Below are 18,085 nucleotides of genomic sequence, written 5' to 3' on the forward strand. Positions count from 1 at the left end.
GTCACTCGCCTTCGTCTTCGATCAGCAGGTCCGGCAAGGGTGCGCCCGCTGCATCGCCCTGCCCCGCCGCCGGCTCCGGCGCGGGCAGCTCCTGCACGCCGCGCAGCTTGCGCTGGATGGCACGTGTGCGCACATCCACCTGCTCGAACTTCTTGGCCGCCGCGTCGATGGACTTGCGCGTAGCCTCCACCACGTCGCCGAACTTGGCGAACTCGGTCTTCACCTGGCCCAGCACGCTCCACACCTCGGACGAGCGCTTCTCGATGGCCAGCGTCTTGAAGCCCATCTGCAGGCTGCTGAGCATGGCCGCCAGATTGGCAGGCCCGGTGATCATCACGCGGCAATCGTTCTGCACCGCCTCGACCAGCCCGGGACGGCGCATGACTTCGGCAAATAGCCCTTCGGTGGGCAGGTAGAGCACCGCGAAGTCGGTGGTGTATGGCGGCGCCACGTATTTGCTGAAGATCTTCTTGGCCTCCAGGCGGATGGAGGATTCGAAGGCGTTGCCCGCCGCTGCGATGGCCCCCTTGTCCGCCGTGTCCTGCGCGTCCAGCAGGCGCTGGTAGTGCTCCACGGGGTACTTGGAGTCGATGGGCAGCCACACGGGCTGCTCGTCGCTCTTGCCCGGCAGGCGGATGGCAAACTCCACCAGGTCGTCGCTGCCCGGCATGGTCTTGACGTTGCGGGCGAACTGCTCGGGCGTGAGCACGTTGTCGATGATCGCGCCCAGCTGCATTTCGCCCCAGGTGCCGCGCGTCTTCACGTTGGTCATCACGCGCTTCAGGTCTCCCACGCTGCCGGCCAGCGTCTGCATCTCGCCCAGGCCCTTGTGCACCTGCTCCAGCCGGTCGCTCACCAGCTTGAAGGACTCGCCCAGGCGCTGCTCCAGCGTGGCGTGCAGCTTTTCGTCCACGGTGCGGCGCATCTCCTCCAGCTTGGCGGCGTTATCGCCCTGGATGGCGGCCAGGCGCTCGTTGAGCGCGCCGCGCAGCGCCTCGGCATTGTTCTGGCTGCTGGCGACCAGGCCGGACAGCTGCTGCCCCATGGACTCCTGCAGGGCGGAGAACTGGCTGCGCAACTGGTGCGTGGTGCCTTCCAGCTGGTCGCGCAGCGCGCCCGACATGGTGCCCAACTGGCCCTGGATGTCGCCCTTGAGCGAGTCCAGCGTGCCGCGCGTCGTGCCGCTCAGCGCCTCAAAGCGCTCCTGGATGCGCTGGCCGAAGAGCTGCGTGCTCTCGGCCATGGCGTCGCGCGACTTCAGGCTGTCGGCCGCCAGCGCCTGCGCTGTCTGGCTCAGCTCGGCACGAAAGGCGGCCAGCGCATCCGCCTGCTCCTTGCGGGCTACGGCCGCATCGGCGCGCGCCTGCGCCAGGTGTTGCTCCAGACGCGACTGCAGCGCGGCAAAGGACGCCTGCAGCTCGCCGCGGCTGGTGCGCGACTCCTGCGCCGCCAGCGCCAGCCGCTCGTCCAGCAGGGCCTGCGTGGTCTGGGTGAACCCGCGCAGTTGCTGGGCCATGGCATCCAGCGCTCCGTCATTCTTGGCCACGGCCAGCTGCGTGGCCTGCACCGCAGATTCCAGCGACTGCAGGCGCGCCAGCCATTCGGGCGGCAGGTCCACGCGCGGGCGGCGCAACAGCAGCACCGCCAGCAACGCCACGGTGAGCACCAGCAACGCCAGTGCGGCGGTCATTTCGAATGTCATTCTTGAACTATCAAAACAATAGCTGCTAGCGCTTGCCCATCAAGCGCCAGAGGCCAATTTCATTCACACCTTGGCGGGCGTGTTCACGGGAGTGAGGGCGCCGCGCCCGTCGAAGAACGCCACCAGGTTGTCCGCCGCCAGTTGCGCCATGGCGAGCCGCGTGGGCACGGTGGCGCTGGCGATGTGCGGGGTGAGCACCACGTTGGGCACCTCCAGCAACGCGGGGTGCACCACGGGCTCACCTTCAAATACGTCCAGTCCCGCGGCAGCGATGCGGCGCTCCTTGAGCGCCTGGGCCAGCGCCGCGTCATCCACGATGCCGCCGCGCGCGATGTTGATCAGCGTGGCCGTGGGCTTCATGCGCGCGATCTCGGCCGCGCCGATGGCGTGGTGCGACTCGGGCGTGTAGGGCAGCACCAGCACCAGGTGGTCGGCCTGGGCCAGCAACTCGTCCTTGCCCACGTAACGCGCCTTGCATTCGGCCTCCAGCGCGGGCGACAGGCGCGAGCGGTTGTGGTAGATCACGTTCATGCCAAAGCCATGCGCCCCACGCTTGGCAATGCCCTGTCCGATGCGGCCCATCCCAAGGATGCCCAAGGTGCTGCCATGCACCTCGCAGCCGGCGAACATGTCGTAGCTCCAGCGCGTCCACTGGCCGGCGCGCAGGTAATGCTCGCTCTCCGTGATGCGCCGCGCCGTGGCCATGAGCAGCGCAAAGCCGAAATCGGCCGTGGTCTCGGTCAGCACGTCGGGCGTGTTGGTGCCCTGCACGCCGGCGGCGGTCATCGCGGCGATGTCGAAGTTGTTGTAGCCCACCGTCATGTTGGCCGCGATGCGCAACTGCGGGCAGGCGGCCAGCAGCTCGGCGTTCACCGGCTGGGTGCCGGTGAGCAACGCGCCGTCCTTGCCCTGCAGCCGCTCGATGAGCTCGGCCTGCGTCCACAGGTTGTCGTCCTGGTTGGCATACACCTCGAAATGCTGCGTCAGGCGCTCAATGACCTCGGGGAAGATCTTGCGCGCGACGAGGATGTGGGGCTTGGACATGGGAAGTGCTCCTTTCGGTCAGGTGTCGGCAGCCTGAACGCGCGGCCGTGCCGAGGCACCCCGCGGTTCAGGCCCGGGCTCATTGCAACCAGATGAAGGTCATCACGACGAACAGCGGCACCAGGATGCCGCACGACCACAGCATGTAGCCGAAGAAGCTGGGCATCTTCACGCCGCGATCCTCCGCAATCGCCTTGACCATGAGGTTGGGCGCGTTGCCGATGTAGGTGTTGGCGCCCATGAACACGGCGCCCGCCGAGATGGCGGCCAGCGTGGCGGCATGCGTGGTCATCAGCGTGGCCGCTTCGCCGCCGGCCGTGTTGAAGAACACCAGGTAGGTGGGCGCGTTGTCCAGGAACGAGCTGAGCAGGCCGGTGGCCCAGAAGTACATCGCAGGATCGGGCGAACCGTCGAGCCGCGTGACGGCGGAGACGATGGCGCCGAAAGGCCCGTTCACGCCGGCCTTGAGCATGGCAATGACGGGAATGATGGTCAGGAAGATGCCCGCGAACAGCTTGGCCACCTCCTGCATCGGGCCCCAGCCGAACTGGTTGTCTGCATGCACTTGCCGCGGCGTCAGCGCCAGCGATGCCACGGTCACCGCGATCAGCCCCGCATCGCGCACCAGGCCGGGCAGGCCCAGCGGCGTGCCGGCGATCACCCATTCCACGGGCGACTTCCAAATGCCGCTGAGCAGCACCAGCCCCACCACGGCCAGCAGCAGCACGAAATTGATCTTGCCGTCAAAACCCAGCGCGGCCGGTGCCGAATCGGGGGTGGGATCGGCCGCGCCCAACTCGCCCGCCTGTCGGTAGTACCAGCTGTCCAGTACATAGAACAGCACCAGCAGCACGCCGATGAGGAACAGCGTTTCCGGAAACACGTGCGCGGCCGTCCAAAAGAAGTCCACGCCCTTGAGGAAGCCCAGGAACAGCGGCGGATCGCCCAGCGGCGTGAGCGAGCCGCCGGCGTTGGAGACGATGAAGATGAAGAACACCACCACGTGCGCCACATGCTTGCGGTTGTCGTTTGCGCGGATCAGCGGACGGATCAGCAGCATGGACGCGCCCGTGGTGCCCATGAAGCTGGCCAGCACCGCGCCCACGGCGAGAAAGCCGGCATTCAGGGCCGGGCTGCCGTGCAGGTTGCCCCGGATATAGATACCACCGGCCACGGTGAACAGCGCCGTGAGAAGGATCACGAAGGGCAGGTATTCCGCGACCAGCGCATGCGCGAAGCCCGCCGCCGCCACGCCGGGGCCAAAGACCACGGCAAACGGCACCAGAAACGCCAGCGCCCACGCGGCGGTGACCTTGCCGAAGTGGTGGTGCCAGAACAGCGGCGCCAGCAACGGCAGCAGCGCAATGCTCAACAGCACGCCTGCAAACGGAACACCCCACAGCACCGACAGCTGGCTGCCGTCGATCTCCGCCGCCCCCGCCAGCGCGGGTGCCAGGCACAGCAGCCCAAGGGCCAGGGTGCGGATCGGGTTCATGGACAGGTCTCCTCGGGTCGTTCTTGGGAAAGTTGAAATGCCGCCGGCGGCGCCAGGCGCGCGCTCACTGCGGCGAGGGAATCTCGAACACCTGGCGCAGGTAAGCCAGGTATTTCTCGTCGTTGCACATGTTCTTGCCGGGTGCGTCCGACAGCTTGGCCACGGGCTGGCCGTTGCAGCGCGTCATCTTGATCACGATCTGCAGTGGCTCGTAGCCCAGATCGTTGGTCAGGTTGGTGCCGATGCCGAACGCCAGCTGGCAGCGGCCATTGAAGCGCTGGTACAGCTCGATGATGCGAGGCACGGTCAGCGCGTCGCTGAAGATCAGCGTCTTGGTCAATGGGTCCACGCGGTTGTCGCGGTAGTGCTGCAGCAGCCGCTCGCCCCATGCGAAGGGGTCGCCGCTGTCGTGGCGCGCGCCATCGAACAGCTTGCAGAAGTACAGGTCGAAGTCGCGCAGGAAGGCGCTCATGCCGTACACGTCGGACAGCGCGATCCCCAGGTCGCCGCGGTATTCCTTGGCCCACATCTCGAAGCCGAACACCTGGCTGTCGCGCAGCCGCGGGCCGAGGGACTGGCAGGCCTGCAGGTATTCGTGTGCCATGGTGCCCAGCGGCGTCACGCCCAGCTTCATTGCGTACAACACGTTGCTCGTGCCCGCAAACTGCCCCGGCGCGCAGCGCCGGTCGTCAGAGCCCAGGCGCACGCACAGCACGCGCAGCACCTCCTCGTGCCAGGCGCGCGAAAAGCGCCGGCGCGTGCCGTAGTCGGCAATCTTGAGGCTGTCCAGTCCCGGCTGCTGCAGCTGGCCGATCTTGGCTTCGAGCCGGCGGCGCCCCTCGGGAAAGTCGGGCACCTTCTGCGTGTTGCGGAAGTACACCTCGTTCACGATCGCCAGCACCGGGATCTCGAACAGGATGGTGTGCAGCCAGGGCCCGGTGATGGTGATGTCGATCTCGCCCGAGGGCAGCGCGCTCACGCGGATGTACTTCTCGTTGAGGCGAAACAGCCCCAGGAAGTCGACGAAGTCGCTCTTGATGAAGCGCAGCGAGCGCAGGTAGGCCAGCTCCGCGTCCTGGAACTGCAGGCTGCACAACGCGCGGATCTCGTCGCGGATCTCGCTGACGAAGGGCGCCAGCTCCACACCCGGGTTGCGGCACTTGAAGCGGTACTCCACCTGCGCACCCGGAAACTGGTGCAGCACCACCTGCATCATGGTGAACTTGTACAGGTCGGTGTCGAGCAGGCTGGTGATGATCATGGATGCGCGCGGGGCAGACTGTCCCGCTACTGGACATGGCGATGGGGATCCGCCGCGCCGCCACACACGCGTGGCCGGGCCGGCGAGCCCCTGATTCTGGCATCAACCCACCCGGGCCGCCGCAAACCGGCGCGCCGCCCCGGCAGCCCTCAGGGAAAGCCGGCGCGCCACGCCCGCGATCAACGCGCCACGCACAAGGGCTGCAGTGCCTGGCGCAGCCGATCGGGCAGCGCACGCGGACGGCGGTCGTCCCGTCCCACGTACACATGCACGAAGTGGCCGCAAGCCGCACTCATGGCCTCGCCCTGGGCGAACAGGCCGACCTCGTAGCGCACGCTCGTGTCACCCAGCCGCGCCACACGGATGCCGGCGTCGATGGTTTGCGGGAACGCCAGCGACGCGAAATAGTTGCACTGCGTCTCGATGACCAGCCCGATGGTGTCGCCGTGATGGATGTCCAGCGCGCCCTGCTCGATCAGGTAGGCGTTCACCGCGGTGTCGAACCAGCTGTAGTACACGACGTTGTTCACATGGCCATAGACGTCGTTGTCCATCCAGCGTGTACCAATGGAGCGAAACACCGCGTAGGCCTCGCGCGGCTGCGGCCGGGGCCGCTGGGCCGTGCCTGCAGCGCCTGCCGCACCTGAGGGAGAGAGGGACGTGTTCATGAGGCGCTGATTCTGCCAGCGGCCAGCGGCGGCCTCCCCTTGTCCCCTGTCTTCGTAATAGGCAGCGCGCAGTCCACCGCCGGTCCAGATGTAACCAACAGAACTTTGGGAGTTGCCCCTAAAAATGCTGCATTGCAACAAAAATGCTTGCGCCTATCGACAGGATCCCTAAAATTCGGTTCATGCTGCACTGCAACATGACGCACAGGTCAGTCAGGGCAGATGTCTCAACCCGCCCATCCCGGGCATTCAATGGAGATATGACATGTCGCTGACCCCTGAGCAAATCCTCGCTTCCCACAAGGCCAACCTGGAGACCCTGTTCGGCCTGACGAACAAGGCCTTCGAGGGCGTGGAGAAGCTCGTCGAACTGAACGTGACCGCCTCGCGCGCCGCCCTGGCCGAAGCCGCCAGCCACACCCAGGCCGTGCTGTCCACCAAGGACGCACAAGAGCTGCTCGCACTGCAAGCCAGCCTGTTCCAACCCCTGGCGGAAAAGGCCGTGGCTTACAGCCGCCACCTGTACGACATCGCTTCCGGCACGGGCGCCGAGTTCGGCAAGACCTTCGAAGCCCAGGCCGCAGAAGTGCAGCGCAACTTCACCAACCTGGTGGACAGCGCCGCCAAGAACGCCCCCGCTGGTTCCGAGACCACCGTCGCCGTCTTCAAGAGCGCTGTGTCTGCCGCCAACAACGCCTTCGAGTCGGTGCAAAAGGCCGTGAAGCAGGCCAGCGATGTGGCCGAAGCCAACTTCAACGCCGTGGCCAGCTCTGCCGCCACCGCGGCCAAGACGGCGACCGCCGCAACCGCGGCTCCCCGCAAGCGTTGAGTGAATCGCTGCCACGTCGCTGGCAGATTTCAGGGTTTACCCCTATAATTCACTCACTGGCCCGGCGATGGGAATGAATGTCGCAGGGCCCTCCAGTTGTCTCCTTGGATCCTCTCGAAACTCTGGTTTCCTGGATCCCTTCAAGCCCAGTCCCTGACTGGGCTTTTTTTTGGGCGGATGACCGCCGCGGCCTACCGGCGCCTTCGGCAGCAGCCGAGGCCCCGGCAGCGCCCGTCAATCAGCGGCCTGGATGGCGCCCGCCTGCGTGAGGCGCTCGGCCACCAGCAGCTTGTGCATCTCGGCCTGGGTCATGATGCCCAGGTCCTCGGCCACCACGGCAATCGGCTTGCCCGTGGCAATGGCCGACTTGGCGATGGCGGCCGCCTTCTCGTAGCCGATCAGCGGGTTGAGCGCGGTCACCAGCGTCACCGACGCGGCGATGCGTTCCGTCAGCAGCCCCTGGTTGGCCACGATGCCCTCCACGCAGTTCACCTGCAGGGTGTGGCAGGCCCTGGCCAGGTGGTGCAGGCTCTTGTGCAGCGCCCAGCCCATCAGCGGCTCGAAGGCGTTGAGCTGCAGTTGGCCCGCTTCGGCAGCCATGGTGATGGCGGCGTCGTTGCCGATCACTTCGAAGCACACCTGGTTCATCACCTCGGGGATGACGGGGTTGACCTTGCCGGGCATGATGGACGAGCCCGCCTGGCGCGCGGGCAGCTGGATATCGCCCACGCCGGCCTGCGGGCCCGAGGACAGCAGGCGCAGGTCGTTGCTGATCTTGGAGAGCTTGGCGGCGATGCGCTTGAGGACGCCAGAGATGTCAACGAAGGCCCCTGTGTCCGACGTGGCGGCGATCAGGTTGGCCGCAGCCTTGACCGGCACGCCCGACAGCCGCGCCAGCTCAGGGATGACCACGTCCACGTAGCCGACGGGCGCGTTGATGCCGGTGCCGATGGCGGTGCCGCCCATGTTCACCTCGGTCATCAGGTAGGCGGACTCGCGCAGGCGGCGCTCATCGTCGGCAATCATGGCGGCGAAGGCGGCGAACTCCTGGCCCAGCGTCATGGGCACGGCATCCTGCAACTGGGTGCGGCCGATCTTCAGGATGCCCTTGAATTCCTCGGCCTTGGCCTCGAACGCGCCGCGCAGGGCCGACAGGGCCTTGAGCAGCGTCTCGATACCGAAATAGGTGGCGATCTTCAGCGCCGTGGGGTAGGCATCGTTGGTGCTTTGCGATGCGTTGACGTGATCGTTCGGGTGGATCGTGTCATAGCGGCCTTTGGGCAATCCCAGGTGCTCCAGGGCACGGTTGGCGATCACCTCATTGGCGTTCATGTTCGTGGAGGTGCCGGCCCCACCCTGGATCACGTCCACGACGAACTGGTCGTGCAACTGTCCGGCGATCAGGTCGTCGCAGGCTTGGGCAATGGCGTGGGCTTGGGTTGCGTTGATCGCGCCCAGCTGCAGATTGGCGTGGGCGGCGGCCTTCTTGACGAAGGCAAAGGCCCGGATCAACTCGGGCATGTGGGCCACGGTGTGGCCGGTGATGGGAAAGTTTTCTACGGCACGAGCGGTGTGGACGCCCCAATACGCGTCCGGGGGAATGGTCTTGATACCGATGAAGTCATGTTCTTGACGCATGGTCGATCTGCTTTCTAGCGAAATGGAATAAATAAAAGGGGAACAAAGCCAGGCCCCAAGTGAAAACACCGCCTGAGGTGCAGGCGGTGCTTGGTGGGTGCAGCCGTGGAGCGCCCTGGAGCCGGGCGCGCACCTTGTGGGCGCAAGTGCCGGGCCAGACGTGGCAATGCCCCGGGCACCATGGCGCCCAGGGCATTGGGTGCGGATTATGGACCACTACCACGCGCGCGCATGAGAACCTTAGCTTTGCGCATAACCATGCCCACGCGGCGGGCAGGCGGCGGCCAGGAGCGCTCTACACTGCGGCCGTGCCATTCCCTTGCGACCCCACTTTTCCGCCCCTTTCCCCCTCAGGCGCACGGCGCCGCACGCTGCTGCAGGCGCTGGGCCTCGCCCTGGCGCCCGGCATGCCCGCGCTGGTCCGGGCGGGCACCGCCCAGCAATGGCCGCAGGCCCTGGCCGTGCCCGGGGGCGTGGCCCGGCTGTCGCTGGGCCCCGCGGCCGAGCGGCCGGTGGTGCACGCGGGCGACATCCCGGTGCTGGTGCTGGGCGATGCGATCGAGTGGACGGCCATCGTCGGCATCCCGCTTGCCGCGCCCGTGGGCGAGGCCGAGGTGACGGTACAGGCCACGCCGACCGCACCGGCGCGGCGCGTGGCTTACCGCGTGGCAGCCAAGCAGTACCGCGAGCAGCGCCTGACCGTGGCACCGCGCACGGTGGACCTGGCACCCGAAGACCTGGCCCGCCACGAGCGTGAGCGCGCGCACCAGCAGCACGTCATGGCCACCTTTTCAACGCCCCTGCCAGAGGGGCTGCAGATGCGCCAGCCCGTGCCGGGACGGCGCTCCAGCAGCTTCGGCCTGCGGCGCGTGTTCAACGGTCAGGCGCGCAATCCGCACAGCGGCATGGACATTGCCGCCGCCACGGGCACCCCTGTCGCCGCGCCGCTGGCGGGCCGGGTGATCGATGTGGGCGACTATTTCTTCAACGGCGGCACCGTGTGGCTGGACCATGGCGGCGGCCTGCTCAGCATGTACTGCCACCTCAGCCGTATGGACTGCCAGGTGGGTGACGTACTGCGCACGGGCGATGCGTTCTGCAGGGTAGGGGCCACCGGCCGCGTGACCGGCCCGCACCTGCACTGGGGCGTGATGCTCAACCGCACCATGGTGGACCCGGCCCTGTTCCTGCCCGCATGAGCACGCCCCCCGCCCCACGCCCACGCCCGCGCCTGGCGCTGCGCCGCCCCGCGGCCGCGCCAGCACCCGCCCCCCAGCGCGCGGCGCGGCTGCTGCGCTTCAACAAGCCCTATGGCGTGCTGAGCCAGTTCACGCCCGAGGGGCGCTGGCGCGGGCTCCAGGACTTCATCGACGTGCCCGGCGTCTATGTGGCGGGGCGGCTCGATGCCGACAGCGAGGGGCTGCTGCTACTCACCGACGACGGAGCGCTGCAGGCACGCATCAGCGATCCGCGCCACAAGATGGAGAAGACCTACTGGGTGCAGGTGGAGGGCATTCCTGACGAGGCCGCGCTGCAGGCCCTGCGCCATGGCGTGCAGCTCGGCGACGGCCCTACCCTGCCCGCACGCGTGCGCCGGCTGGAGCCGCCCCCCGCCCTCTGGGAGCGCGATCCGCCCATCCGCGTGCGCCAGAACATTCCCGACTGCTGGATCGAACTCATCATCCGCGAAGGCCGCAACCGCCAAGTGCGCCGCATGACCGCCGCCGTGGGCCACCCCACGCTGCGGTTGGTGCGCGCGGCCATCGGCCCCTACGCCCTGGACGGGCTGGAGCCGGGCTGCTGGCAGCCCGCCAGCCCGCCCTCGCCGGTGCCGCACCACCGCAAAAAGTAGAGCTGCTGGCGCTTTCCTGCATTGGCTTTGCGCCGGGTTCTTCACCTACGCTCAGCACCCTCCACCCAGCAGCGACAATCGCGGCGGGAGGAACTGAACACCATGACCACAAACCCTGGCGACGGCCTGTCCCTCGCCCCGCTCGACCCCGCGCCCACGCAACCCGCGCCTGCTGCGGCCTCATCGCACGTCGCACGCACCTGCCCACGCTGCCACTACACGCGCCAGGCCAGCGACACCGCCCCCGCCTGGCAATGCCCGCGCTGCGCGGTGGTCTACGACAAGGCCACGCCGCGCCCACGCGCACGCGCGGGCCACGATGAAGAGGACGATACCCAGCCCGTCCCGCTGGACCCGCGCCGCGCCCGGGCCAGCGCGGGTCTGCCCTGGGCCTGGATCGCCCTGGGCAGCGCCGTGCTGGCCGGGGCTGCGCTGCTGGGCTGGAAGTGGAACGGCGAGCGCCAGCGCAGCGCCCAGCAGGAGCAACGCGCCGCCAGCGACAGCCGCGCCGCCGATGTCAGCCAGGCCCGCGCCGTGCAGGACGGGCGGGCGCGCATCGATGCACTGGAACACCAGTGGCGCATGGGCGAAGGCGCCCAGGCGCTGCCTGCCGTGCGCGCGCTGGCCGATGAGGGCGAGCCGCGGGCCATGGTGCTGCTGGGCTCCATGCTGCTGGGTGGCAGCAGCTACCGCAACGCCATCGGCCAGCCGCTGGACCCGGCCGAGGCGCTGCAATGGCTGGAGCGCGCCGCCCGCGCGGGCGATGCCACCGCCGCCGTGCGCCTGGGGGGGCTGTATGAGCGCGGTGAACATGTGCCGCGCCAGCCCTCACTGGCCGAGAACTGGTACCTGCGTGCGGCGCGCCAGGGCGACGGCGCGGGCCTGTACAGCCTGGGCATGCTCTACGCGCGGGGTGCCGATCCCGTAAGCCAACGTCCCGTCCCCGCGTGGATGCTGCTCACGCTGGCCGAACGCGCCTCGCGCGCCGCGCCGGTGCGCGACGCGCTGCTGACCGAGCAGCACTACCCGTCCAGCGCCCGTGCAGGCCTGGTCCGCCTCAAGGACAAGCTGCATCCCAGCGACATTGCCGAGGCCGAGCGCCTGGCCGACGCCTGGAAGCCCGGCCAGCCGCTGGGCTTCTAGCGCGGCACGCGCCCGCCAGCGCCACGGGCGGCCTGCACGGTGTGCAGTGCGCCGCGCGGCGCTAGCGCTTGCGCCACCAGACGACCAGCGCGAGGAACACCACACCCGTGAGGAGCGGCACGGCGGACATGAGCAGCTCGACAAACGAGCTGCGCCGCATGCCGGACCACACCTCCACGCGCACGCCGTCCAGCCGCAGGTTGCTCGCGCCTGCGAACTCCAGCGCCGGCGCCACCTTGCGGTCCTCCTTGAAGCTCACCGGCCCGGCCGTGCCCGCCAGCTGCAGCACCTGGCCCGCGCGCGTGCCCGTCCCGAACGAAGCGCCCTGCACCATCGACAGGCGCGTGCCGTTGTCCGTGTCCCAGCCGGCCATCCAGCGCGTGAGGCCTTCGCCGTCGGCCTGGGCCACGCCGGCCACGTGCACCACCAGCGTGTAGGGGTTGCCGCTGGCGGGCAGGTCCAGCGCGCGCGGCGCCTTCCAGGCCACCGTTTCGGAGAAAAAGCCCGCGGGCTTGCTGCCGGCCGTCTTGTCCTGGTGGCGCGCCAGTCGCGCCAGGTCTTCGGGCGTCAATTCGAACGACTCCACCAGGCGCTTGCCCCAGGCGGTAGACGCGTCGCGCGCGCCCGCGGGCGTGGCGGGCAGCGCCAGCAGGCCAGCGGTGGCCAGGGCGAAGCACACGCCCGCCGCAGAAAAGACGCGCAAACGCTGGCGCGGACAGGACACGGTGGCGTGCATGTGGGGGCTCCCTCGGGTGGCTGTGCGGTGCTGCGAATGGCACCGTTTGCATCGATTTTAATAGCTGCCAGCGCTTGATGGACGGGCGCTAGAGCGGTTTTTTGTCTTGAACCTGCACGGCTGGACGGCGCAGGCGCAGTGCGCCGTCCAGCACCAGCAGAGCCACGGCGGCGAAAATGGGGCCGTAGGTGGGCCACTGCGCCGCGCCGATGCTCTCGCCCAGCGCCAGCGCCACCAGTGCCAGCAGCACCGGCTCCACATAGCTCAAGAGACCAAACAACCCCAGCGGCAGCAGGCGGCTGGCGGCCATGTACAACGCCAGCGCCACGGCACTGAGCACGCCCAGGACGGGCACCATCGCCCATAGGTGCGCATGCTCCAGCACCAGCGGCAGGGACGACGGCGCACGCACCACGAACCACAGCGCCGCGGGCACCAGCAGCAGCATGTCCAGCCAATGGCCACCCAGGTGGTCGGTGGCCAGGCGCCGGCGCAGCACGAAATACGCGGTGTAGCCCAGCGCGACCAGCCATGTCTCCCACGACATGCCGCCGGCGCGCAGCACCTCGTGCAGCACACCCGCGCCCGCCAGTGCCGTGGCCAGCCCCTGCAGGTGCGACAGACGCTCGCGGTACAGCACCCGCCCGGCCAGCACCATCACCAACGGCAGCAGGAAGTAGCCCAGCGACACCGGCAGCGCCCGCCCGTGCAGCGGCGCCCATAAAAACAGCCACAACTGCACGCCCAGCATGGCGGCGCTGGCCAGCAGCCCCAGCGCCAGCAGCGGCTGCCGCCACGCGCGTGCAGCCAGCAGGCGCACGCGCGGCCACTGCCCGCGCGCCAGCAGCAGCGCCGTGGTGAACGGCAGCGTGCACAGCACGCGCCAGCCGAAGATCTGCTCGCCATCCAGCGGCGCCAGCGCCGGTGCCAGGTAATACATGGCGCCGAACAGAACGGACGCGACGATGGACGCAACAAGACCTTGGATCACAACGGCAGCAGGTGGACAAGAAACGATGCGGGAAACCCGGCGACGACACAGCGTCGCCGCCGCGGGCAAGACACGAGAGGCACGCATCCGGACGAGGACAGCAGGCAGGCGCCCGAACGAGGAAAGGGGTGTTCGCCCGCGTGCGACCCGCGATTGTCGGCCATTGGCGCATGCCCCGCCGCCGCACCTACTTATGCCCACCGCCTGTGGGCGGCCCTGTGGACAACCGCCGGGACAACCGCGCGCAGGCCGCGCCGGCATTGGGCTGCAGCGCATCGCTCATTTTTTAGGCAATCGGTACGGGCAAGGCCGCGATGCCGCGCGGACCGGTAAGCGTGCACCCCACGCGGTTATAGTGCGCGCCCTTGCGGCGTCACCGTGCGACACCGGCGCGGCCGCAGCGGCCGCATGCCGACGCGCCACCGCCACCGCGCCGCGCTTTTATCCGCTCTTCACCTTTGCCCCACCCGTGCCCGCTGCCGCCCTCCTCTGCCTTGTGATTGCCATCAGCGATGGCGACACGCTCACCGTGCGTTGCGGCACGGCGGGGGCCTGGCGCCCGCAGCGCGTGCGCGTGGTAGCGATCGACGCGCCCGAGAGCCGCCAGGCCTTCGGCCAGCGCGCGCGCCAGAACCTGGCGCGCCTGTGCTTTCGCCAGCAGGCCGCCCTGCGCACGCTGGGCCACGACGACTACGGCCGCACGCTGGCGCATGTGCGCTGCCAGGGGCAGGACGTGGGCACGGCCCAGGTGCGCGCCGGCCTGGCCTGGGTTTATGCACCGCAGGCCAAGCGCTATCCGCACCTGGTGGCGCTGCAGCGCCAGGCACGCGCCACCCAGACCGGGCTGTGGTCGCAGCCGCGCCCGCAGGCGCCCTGGGACTACCGGCGCCGGCAGCGCTAGGCGACTATCATTTCAATAGCTGTTCGCGCTTTTCCATCAAGCGCTACAGGCCATTTCGGCTAACAATTCACACCGTTCCATCGGCCTGGAACACGCCTGACAGCAACTGCGCCAGCCGCTCGCCAGGCAGGCGAAAGCCGCAGGCCTGGGCATGGCCGCCGCCGCCCATGCTCACGGCCAGGGGCGAGCAGTCATAGCCGCGCTGCGAGCGCAGGCCCACCTTGACCTGCCCGTCCTTGCCCACCACCCACATCAGCGCGAAGGTGCCGCTCTGGCGCGACAGCAACTCGCCCACCAGGCTGTGGAAGGCGCCGGGCGCATTCACCATCAGCCCGGCCTCGCCGTTGAACACCAGCGGCTGCGCACCGCCCGCCACGTCCTGCGCCAGGTGGCGGAACTTCTCGTCCATGGCCTGCCCGCGCGCGACGAAGGCCGCCGTCTCGGCGGGCGTGAAGTCGGCGATCTGCTGCCAACGGGCGAAGTCGAACGGCTCCATGTCCAGCGCCGCCACGTAGCCCGCGGTGTCGGGGTACTGCCAGGCCCACAGGTCGCGGTCTTCCACGTGGCGCACCAAGGCGGGCAGTGGTGCGTCACGGTGGAAAAACTCCCACGCCAGGCGCGCGCCAGACTTGCCCATGTCGAAGTGCAGGCCCCCGCAGCGGCAGGCAAAGCCCTCCAACTGCTCGGCCGCGCTCTTGTGGTGGTCCAGCAGTACCAGCCGGGCGGCACGCGCGTCGATGGCGGCGAGCAGGTCGGGCGCAAACGCAAAGTCCAGCACGTACACGGCCCGCCCCTGCAGCGGCGGCAGGTCGTCCACGGTGGCCACCTGCCCGTGGGTCAGCCCCAGGCATTCGACCTGACCGCCATAAAAACGCCAGGCGGCCAGCGCGGCGGCAAAACCGTCGGCGCAGCGGCCGTGGTACAGCACCAGCGGGTGCGGGTCGTCCCGCTGCGGCGCGGCCAGCAGCGACAGGGGCAGGAAGGTGGAGCGCGAAGACACAGTCATGGCGGGATTGTCGGTCAGCGCACGGCAACGAACTGCCTACTTGAGAACGGGGCCTTTGTTGTACCGGCCTCGCCCCAGGGGCCACAATAACCCCGTCCGCCGCACCGTTTGCGCGGCGCAGCACCGGGAGCCAGTCACATGCCCATGGAACTTCTCCGTCAACTTGCGCAGCGGGACCAGTTTCCCGCCCCCGTCGTCGGTGAGGCAGAGGTGGACAAGCTGCGTGTCCTGCGCGCCGCGGGCATGGTGCAGGCTGAACTGCCCGGCGAAGGCGAATCCGTGCGCTCGGCACGCGTCATCACCATCACCGGGCTGGGCCGGGCCACCCTGCGCGCCCAGGCGGCCCGCGAATTCATCGCCCGGCGCGACCGGCTCCCCGGCTCCCCCCTCTCCACCGCCAAGGCGTAGCGCGCCCGCGTCGCCTGCGGGAGTTCCTGGCCGCTGCAGCCCCCGCCACTGTTATCATGGCTGTACAAACATCCAGTTAACACCCTATCGCCACGCAACGGCCACATCACCATGGGACTTGACCAGATTGCCATCGCCCTGCTGGGTGCCACCGCCGCCTGGCTGTCGCAGGCGCGCAGAACGGCGCTGCGCCGCTGGGCCTGCATCTTCGGGCTGCTGGGGCAGCCGTTCTGGTTCTACGCCTCGTGGAAGGCCGAGCAGTGGGGCATCTTTACCGTGTCCATCATCTACATGGGCGCGTGGCTGCGCGGCCTGTGGGTGTACTGGCTCACCTCGCAGCAGGACCCGCCCCATTCGGGCCTGAGCACCATCCAGCTCACCCCGGGGCGCAACCCCTGACGCCCGCGCACCCTCCGCTGCGCCTGCTGTGGCAGGACGCGCACATGGTGGCCGTTTTCAAGCCGGCGGGCTGGCTGGTGCACCGCACAGGTCTGGACGCAGGCGAAACGCGCTTCGTGATGCAGGCGCTGCGCGACCAGATCGGCCAGCACGTCTACCCCGTGCACCGGCTGGACAAGGGCACCTGCGGCGTGCTCGTCATGGCCCTGCACCCCGCCGCCGCGCGGGCCCTGGCCGACGCCTTCGCCCGGCATGCCGTGCGCAAGCAATACCTGGCGTTGGTACGCGGCTGGGCACCGGCGCAGGCCGAAGTGGACCACCCGCTGCGCCCCGACGACGCGCCGCCCGACGCCCCCACCCAGCCTGCCCACACGCGCCTCATGCGCCTGGCGCGGCTGGAGCTACCCGAATGCAGCGACCCCCGCTTTGCCACGACGCGCGCATCGCTGGTGCTGGCCGAGCCGACCACGGGGCGCCGCCACCAGATCCGCCGCCACCTCAAGCATCTGGCCCACCCCATCCTGGGTGACGCCACCCACGGCAAGGGGCCGCTCAACCGTTGGTGGGCAGAGCGCCTCGGCCTGCACCGCCTGTGGCTGCATGCGTGGCAGCTCAGCCTGCCCCACCCCGCAGACGGCCGCCTGGTCACGCTGCACAGTGGATTGCAGTGGCCCGCTGCCAGAACATCCACCACCGACAGCGCACCCCCGCAGCCAAACGCGGACGCAGCGCCGGATTGGCAGCAACACATCTGGACCCTGCCCTGGCAGCAGGACATCGAAGATTCGCTACCAAAAGAGTAGCTTTTAGCGCTTACCTAGCAAGCGCTACCGGCCAATTTTTATCTAACGCCCTGCAGCTTTTCGGAGCATCCCGCCACCCGGCCGTGTCCTACCCACAGGAGCGGCGGCCGCCGCTGCCCACCCCTGTCTGCGCGCTTCACACTGGCGGCCATGCACCGTGCAGCGCCCCAAGCTTTCCTCCCCGCTTTGCCCCTTTGTCGCCTGGTCTTCAGGCGTGGCACGCCATGACCGGCTGGTGGGCTGACGCCCTGGCCGTGGCCGCCCACGAGTTCTCGGACATTGGCGACCCCCAACAAACCACGCGGGTGGTCTTGCGCATGGGCGTGGCCGCGTTGCTGGGCGGCCTGCTGGGGTGGGAGCGCGAGCAGGCCGGCAAGGCCGCAGGCATGCGCACCCACATGCTGGTGGCCATGGGCGCCGCGTTGTTCGTGCTCGTCGCGCAGCAGGCGGGCATTGCCCCGGCGGACAACAGCCGTGTGCTGCAAGGGGTGATCGCCGGCATCGGCTTCCTGGGCGCGGGCACCATCCTGAAGGGCGACGCGGAAAGTCAGGTCAAGGGCCTGACCACCGCAGCCGGCATCTGGCTCACGGCCGCCATCGGCGTGGCTGCGGGCCTGGGGCGTGAGAGCACGGCCATCCTGGCCACGCTGCTCGCAGTGGTGGTGCTGTGGGTGATTCCGCTGGTACAGCGCGCCGCCCCGACGGGCCCGGGCCAGCCCGCGGCTCGACGCAAACGCCTGCGGCGCAAAACGCGCGCTGGTCTGACAGCCGACACCCCGCAGGATGGCCTGTAATGCGGTAGGGGGCACCCTTCCCCCTTTTGACCGCAACGACCCAGGAGCACGCACATGCCCCAGCAAGCCACCATCCAAGGCCACGTCACCTACCGGGAAGGAGACGGCATGCCCATTGCCATTCCGGAAGGACCGGTGGAACTCACCTTCGCCACCGACAGCGTCACGCTGAGCTGGCGCGACGACAACAACACCGCAGGCCTCACCGCCCTGCCGCGCGACCAATACGAGCTGTATGTCGCCGACGGCAAGATCGTGCTGTAGTCCGTCCCGCGTGCGGGCCCCGGTCGGCAAGGCCCCGCGCTGCCCGCCGCAGCGGCAGAACCCAGGCCAAGCCATGGCCGACGCCCCGCTACCCAAGGCCTGTAGGGGCCCACGGGCCGCACATTGATGGCGCAGCGGTGTCGGCGCTACC

The 18,085-nt window shown here is 68.9% G+C and carries 19 protein-coding genes; 10 read left to right on the forward strand and 9 right to left on the reverse strand.

Features of this window, described 5'->3' with window-relative positions; translation table 11 throughout:
• Position 1 precedes the first annotated feature (1 nt).
• The 5 genes from BA022_RS07315 to BA022_RS07335 all read right to left on the reverse strand — a co-directional run bounded on the left by BA022_RS07315 (position 2) and on the right by BA022_RS07335 (position 6,170).
• Entirely contained in the window at positions 2-1,702 is a 1,701-nt protein-coding gene (locus BA022_RS07315) for a DNA recombination protein RmuC (protein ID WP_088887034.1), read from the reverse strand.
• A gap of 63 nt (positions 1,703-1,765) precedes the next feature.
• The gene (locus tag BA022_RS07320; RefSeq protein WP_088887035.1) at positions 1,766-2,746 is read right to left on the reverse strand and encodes a 2-hydroxyacid dehydrogenase; all 981 of its coding nucleotides are present in this window, start codon (positions 2,744-2,746) and stop codon (positions 1,766-1,768) included.
• A gap of 79 nt (positions 2,747-2,825) precedes the next feature.
• Positions 2,826-4,241, reverse strand: a complete 1,416-nt coding sequence (locus BA022_RS07325; RefSeq protein ID WP_088887036.1) for a sodium:proton antiporter — start codon at positions 4,239-4,241, stop codon at positions 2,826-2,828.
• A 64-nt stretch (positions 4,242-4,305) separates the two neighbouring features.
• Positions 4,306-5,502 carry a nicotinate phosphoribosyltransferase gene (gene pncB / locus BA022_RS07330; RefSeq protein WP_088887037.1) on the reverse strand — a complete coding sequence of 399 codons (1,197 nt, stop codon included), beginning with the start codon at positions 5,500-5,502 and terminating at the stop codon, positions 4,306-4,308.
• A 179-nt stretch (positions 5,503-5,681) separates the two neighbouring features.
• Entirely contained in the window at positions 5,682-6,170 is a 489-nt protein-coding gene (locus BA022_RS07335) for an acyl-CoA thioesterase (RefSeq protein ID WP_015912986.1), read from the reverse strand.
• Between the two features lie 265 nt (positions 6,171-6,435).
• Between BA022_RS07335 and BA022_RS07340 the strand changes: the two genes are divergently transcribed.
• Entirely contained in the window at positions 6,436-6,999 is a 564-nt protein-coding gene (locus BA022_RS07340; protein WP_015912985.1) for a phasin family protein, read from the forward strand.
• 234 nt (positions 7,000-7,233) lie between these two features.
• Here the strand turns inward: BA022_RS07340 and BA022_RS07345 are convergent, their stop codons facing one another.
• Positions 7,234-8,637 carry an aspartate ammonia-lyase gene (locus BA022_RS07345; protein ID WP_088887038.1) on the reverse strand — a complete coding sequence of 468 codons (1,404 nt, stop codon included), beginning with the start codon at positions 8,635-8,637 and terminating at the stop codon, positions 7,234-7,236.
• A 407-nt stretch (positions 8,638-9,044) separates the two neighbouring features.
• Between BA022_RS07345 and BA022_RS07350 the strand changes: the two genes are divergently transcribed.
• The 3 genes from BA022_RS07350 (at position 9,045) to BA022_RS07360 (ending at position 11,632) form a co-directional block, all read left to right on the forward strand.
• A complete protein-coding gene (locus tag BA022_RS07350; RefSeq protein WP_335583086.1) occupies positions 9,045-9,836 on the forward strand; it encodes a peptidoglycan DD-metalloendopeptidase family protein in 792 nt (263 codons plus the stop codon).
• Positions 9,833-10,489 carry a pseudouridine synthase gene (locus BA022_RS07355; protein WP_088887039.1) on the forward strand — a complete coding sequence of 219 codons (657 nt, stop codon included), beginning with the start codon at positions 9,833-9,835 and terminating at the stop codon, positions 10,487-10,489. Before BA022_RS07350 ends, BA022_RS07355 begins: the two co-directional genes overlap by 4 nt.
• A gap of 102 nt (positions 10,490-10,591) precedes the next feature.
• Entirely contained in the window at positions 10,592-11,632 is a 1,041-nt protein-coding gene (locus BA022_RS07360) for a tetratricopeptide repeat protein (RefSeq protein WP_088887040.1), read from the forward strand.
• A gap of 61 nt (positions 11,633-11,693) precedes the next feature.
• Here the strand turns inward: BA022_RS07360 and BA022_RS07365 are convergent, their stop codons facing one another.
• On the reverse strand, positions 11,694-12,368 hold the full coding sequence (locus tag BA022_RS07365) for a hypothetical protein (RefSeq protein WP_088887041.1): 675 nt from the start codon (positions 12,366-12,368) through the stop codon (positions 11,694-11,696).
• 88 nt (positions 12,369-12,456) lie between these two features.
• Positions 12,457-13,359 (reverse strand): EamA family transporter RarD, encoded by a 903-nt coding sequence (rarD, locus tag BA022_RS07370; protein WP_088887042.1) that lies wholly within the window; start codon positions 13,357-13,359, stop codon positions 12,457-12,459.
• A 469-nt stretch (positions 13,360-13,828) separates the two neighbouring features.
• On the opposite strand from rarD, the gene BA022_RS07375 reads away from it, so the two are divergent.
• Positions 13,829-14,260, forward strand: coding sequence for a thermonuclease family protein (locus BA022_RS07375; protein ID WP_088887043.1), 432 nt, complete (start codon positions 13,829-13,831; stop codon positions 14,258-14,260).
• A gap of 67 nt (positions 14,261-14,327) precedes the next feature.
• On the opposite strand, the gene BA022_RS07380 is transcribed toward BA022_RS07375, so the two are convergent.
• Positions 14,328-15,266: a DHH family phosphoesterase gene (locus BA022_RS07380; protein ID WP_088887044.1), complete on the reverse strand. Its 939-nt coding sequence runs from the start codon at positions 15,264-15,266 to the stop codon at positions 14,328-14,330.
• Positions 15,267-15,410: 144 nt separating this feature from the next.
• On the opposite strand from BA022_RS07380, the gene BA022_RS07385 reads away from it, so the two are divergent.
• From BA022_RS07385 to BA022_RS07405, 5 genes are all read left to right on the forward strand, one after another.
• Positions 15,411-15,674, forward strand: coding sequence for a hypothetical protein (locus BA022_RS07385; protein ID WP_228403741.1), 264 nt, complete (start codon positions 15,411-15,413; stop codon positions 15,672-15,674).
• A gap of 111 nt (positions 15,675-15,785) precedes the next feature.
• Entirely contained in the window at positions 15,786-16,073 is a 288-nt protein-coding gene (locus tag BA022_RS07390) for a hypothetical protein (RefSeq protein WP_088888550.1), read from the forward strand.
• A 44-nt stretch (positions 16,074-16,117) separates the two neighbouring features.
• The gene (locus BA022_RS07395) at positions 16,118-16,876 is read left to right on the forward strand and encodes a pseudouridine synthase (protein ID WP_236884910.1); all 759 of its coding nucleotides are present in this window, start codon (positions 16,118-16,120) and stop codon (positions 16,874-16,876) included.
• A 224-nt stretch (positions 16,877-17,100) separates the two neighbouring features.
• The gene (locus BA022_RS07400; RefSeq protein WP_088887046.1) at positions 17,101-17,670 is read left to right on the forward strand and encodes an MgtC/SapB family protein; all 570 of its coding nucleotides are present in this window, start codon (positions 17,101-17,103) and stop codon (positions 17,668-17,670) included.
• A 54-nt stretch (positions 17,671-17,724) separates the two neighbouring features.
• Complete coding sequence (locus BA022_RS07405) at positions 17,725-17,934, forward strand: hypothetical protein (RefSeq protein ID WP_011805706.1); 210 nt, start codon at positions 17,725-17,727, stop codon at positions 17,932-17,934.
• Positions 17,935-18,085: the final 151 nt, after the last annotated feature.

This window comes from Diaphorobacter nitroreducens, assembly GCF_002214645.1.
Classification (GTDB): Bacteria; Pseudomonadota; Gammaproteobacteria; order Burkholderiales; family Burkholderiaceae_C; genus Diaphorobacter; species Diaphorobacter nitroreducens.

Bases quoted from the DNA above. Each gene is read 5' to 3' on its own strand.
- BA022_RS07315 (WP_088887034.1), bottom strand. From the start codon at position 1,702: ATGACATTCGAAATGACCGCCGCACTGGCGTTGCTGGTGCTCACCGTG.
- BA022_RS07320 (WP_088887035.1), bottom strand. From the start codon at position 2,746: ATGTCCAAGCCCCACATCCTCGTCGCGCGCAAGATCTTCCCCGAGGTC.
- BA022_RS07325 (WP_088887036.1), bottom strand. From the start codon at position 4,241: ATGAACCCGATCCGCACCCTGGCCCTTGGGCTGCTGTGCCTGGCACCC.
- pncB (WP_088887037.1), bottom strand. From the start codon at position 5,502: ATGATCATCACCAGCCTGCTCGACACCGACCTGTACAAGTTCACCATG.
- BA022_RS07335 (WP_015912986.1), bottom strand. From the start codon at position 6,170: ATGAACACGTCCCTCTCTCCCTCAGGTGCGGCAGGCGCTGCAGGCACG.
- BA022_RS07340 (WP_015912985.1), top strand. From the start codon at position 6,436: ATGTCGCTGACCCCTGAGCAAATCCTCGCTTCCCACAAGGCCAACCTG.
- BA022_RS07345 (WP_088887038.1), bottom strand. From the start codon at position 8,637: ATGCGTCAAGAACATGACTTCATCGGTATCAAGACCATTCCCCCGGAC.
- BA022_RS07350 (WP_335583086.1), top strand. From the start codon at position 9,045: ATGCCCGCGCTGGTCCGGGCGGGCACCGCCCAGCAATGGCCGCAGGCC.
- BA022_RS07355 (WP_088887039.1), top strand. From the start codon at position 9,833: ATGAGCACGCCCCCCGCCCCACGCCCACGCCCGCGCCTGGCGCTGCGC.
- BA022_RS07360 (WP_088887040.1), top strand. From the start codon at position 10,592: ATGACCACAAACCCTGGCGACGGCCTGTCCCTCGCCCCGCTCGACCCC.
- BA022_RS07365 (WP_088887041.1), bottom strand. From the start codon at position 12,368: ATGCACGCCACCGTGTCCTGTCCGCGCCAGCGTTTGCGCGTCTTTTCT.
- BA022_RS07380 (WP_088887044.1), bottom strand. From the start codon at position 15,266: ATGACTGTGTCTTCGCGCTCCACCTTCCTGCCCCTGTCGCTGCTGGCC.
- BA022_RS07385 (WP_228403741.1), top strand. From the start codon at position 15,411: ATGGAACTTCTCCGTCAACTTGCGCAGCGGGACCAGTTTCCCGCCCCC.
- BA022_RS07390 (WP_088888550.1), top strand. From the start codon at position 15,786: ATGGGACTTGACCAGATTGCCATCGCCCTGCTGGGTGCCACCGCCGCC.
- BA022_RS07395 (WP_236884910.1), top strand. From the start codon at position 16,118: ATGGTGGCCGTTTTCAAGCCGGCGGGCTGGCTGGTGCACCGCACAGGT.
- BA022_RS07400 (WP_088887046.1), top strand. From the start codon at position 17,101: ATGACCGGCTGGTGGGCTGACGCCCTGGCCGTGGCCGCCCACGAGTTC.
- BA022_RS07405 (WP_011805706.1), top strand. From the start codon at position 17,725: ATGCCCCAGCAAGCCACCATCCAAGGCCACGTCACCTACCGGGAAGGA.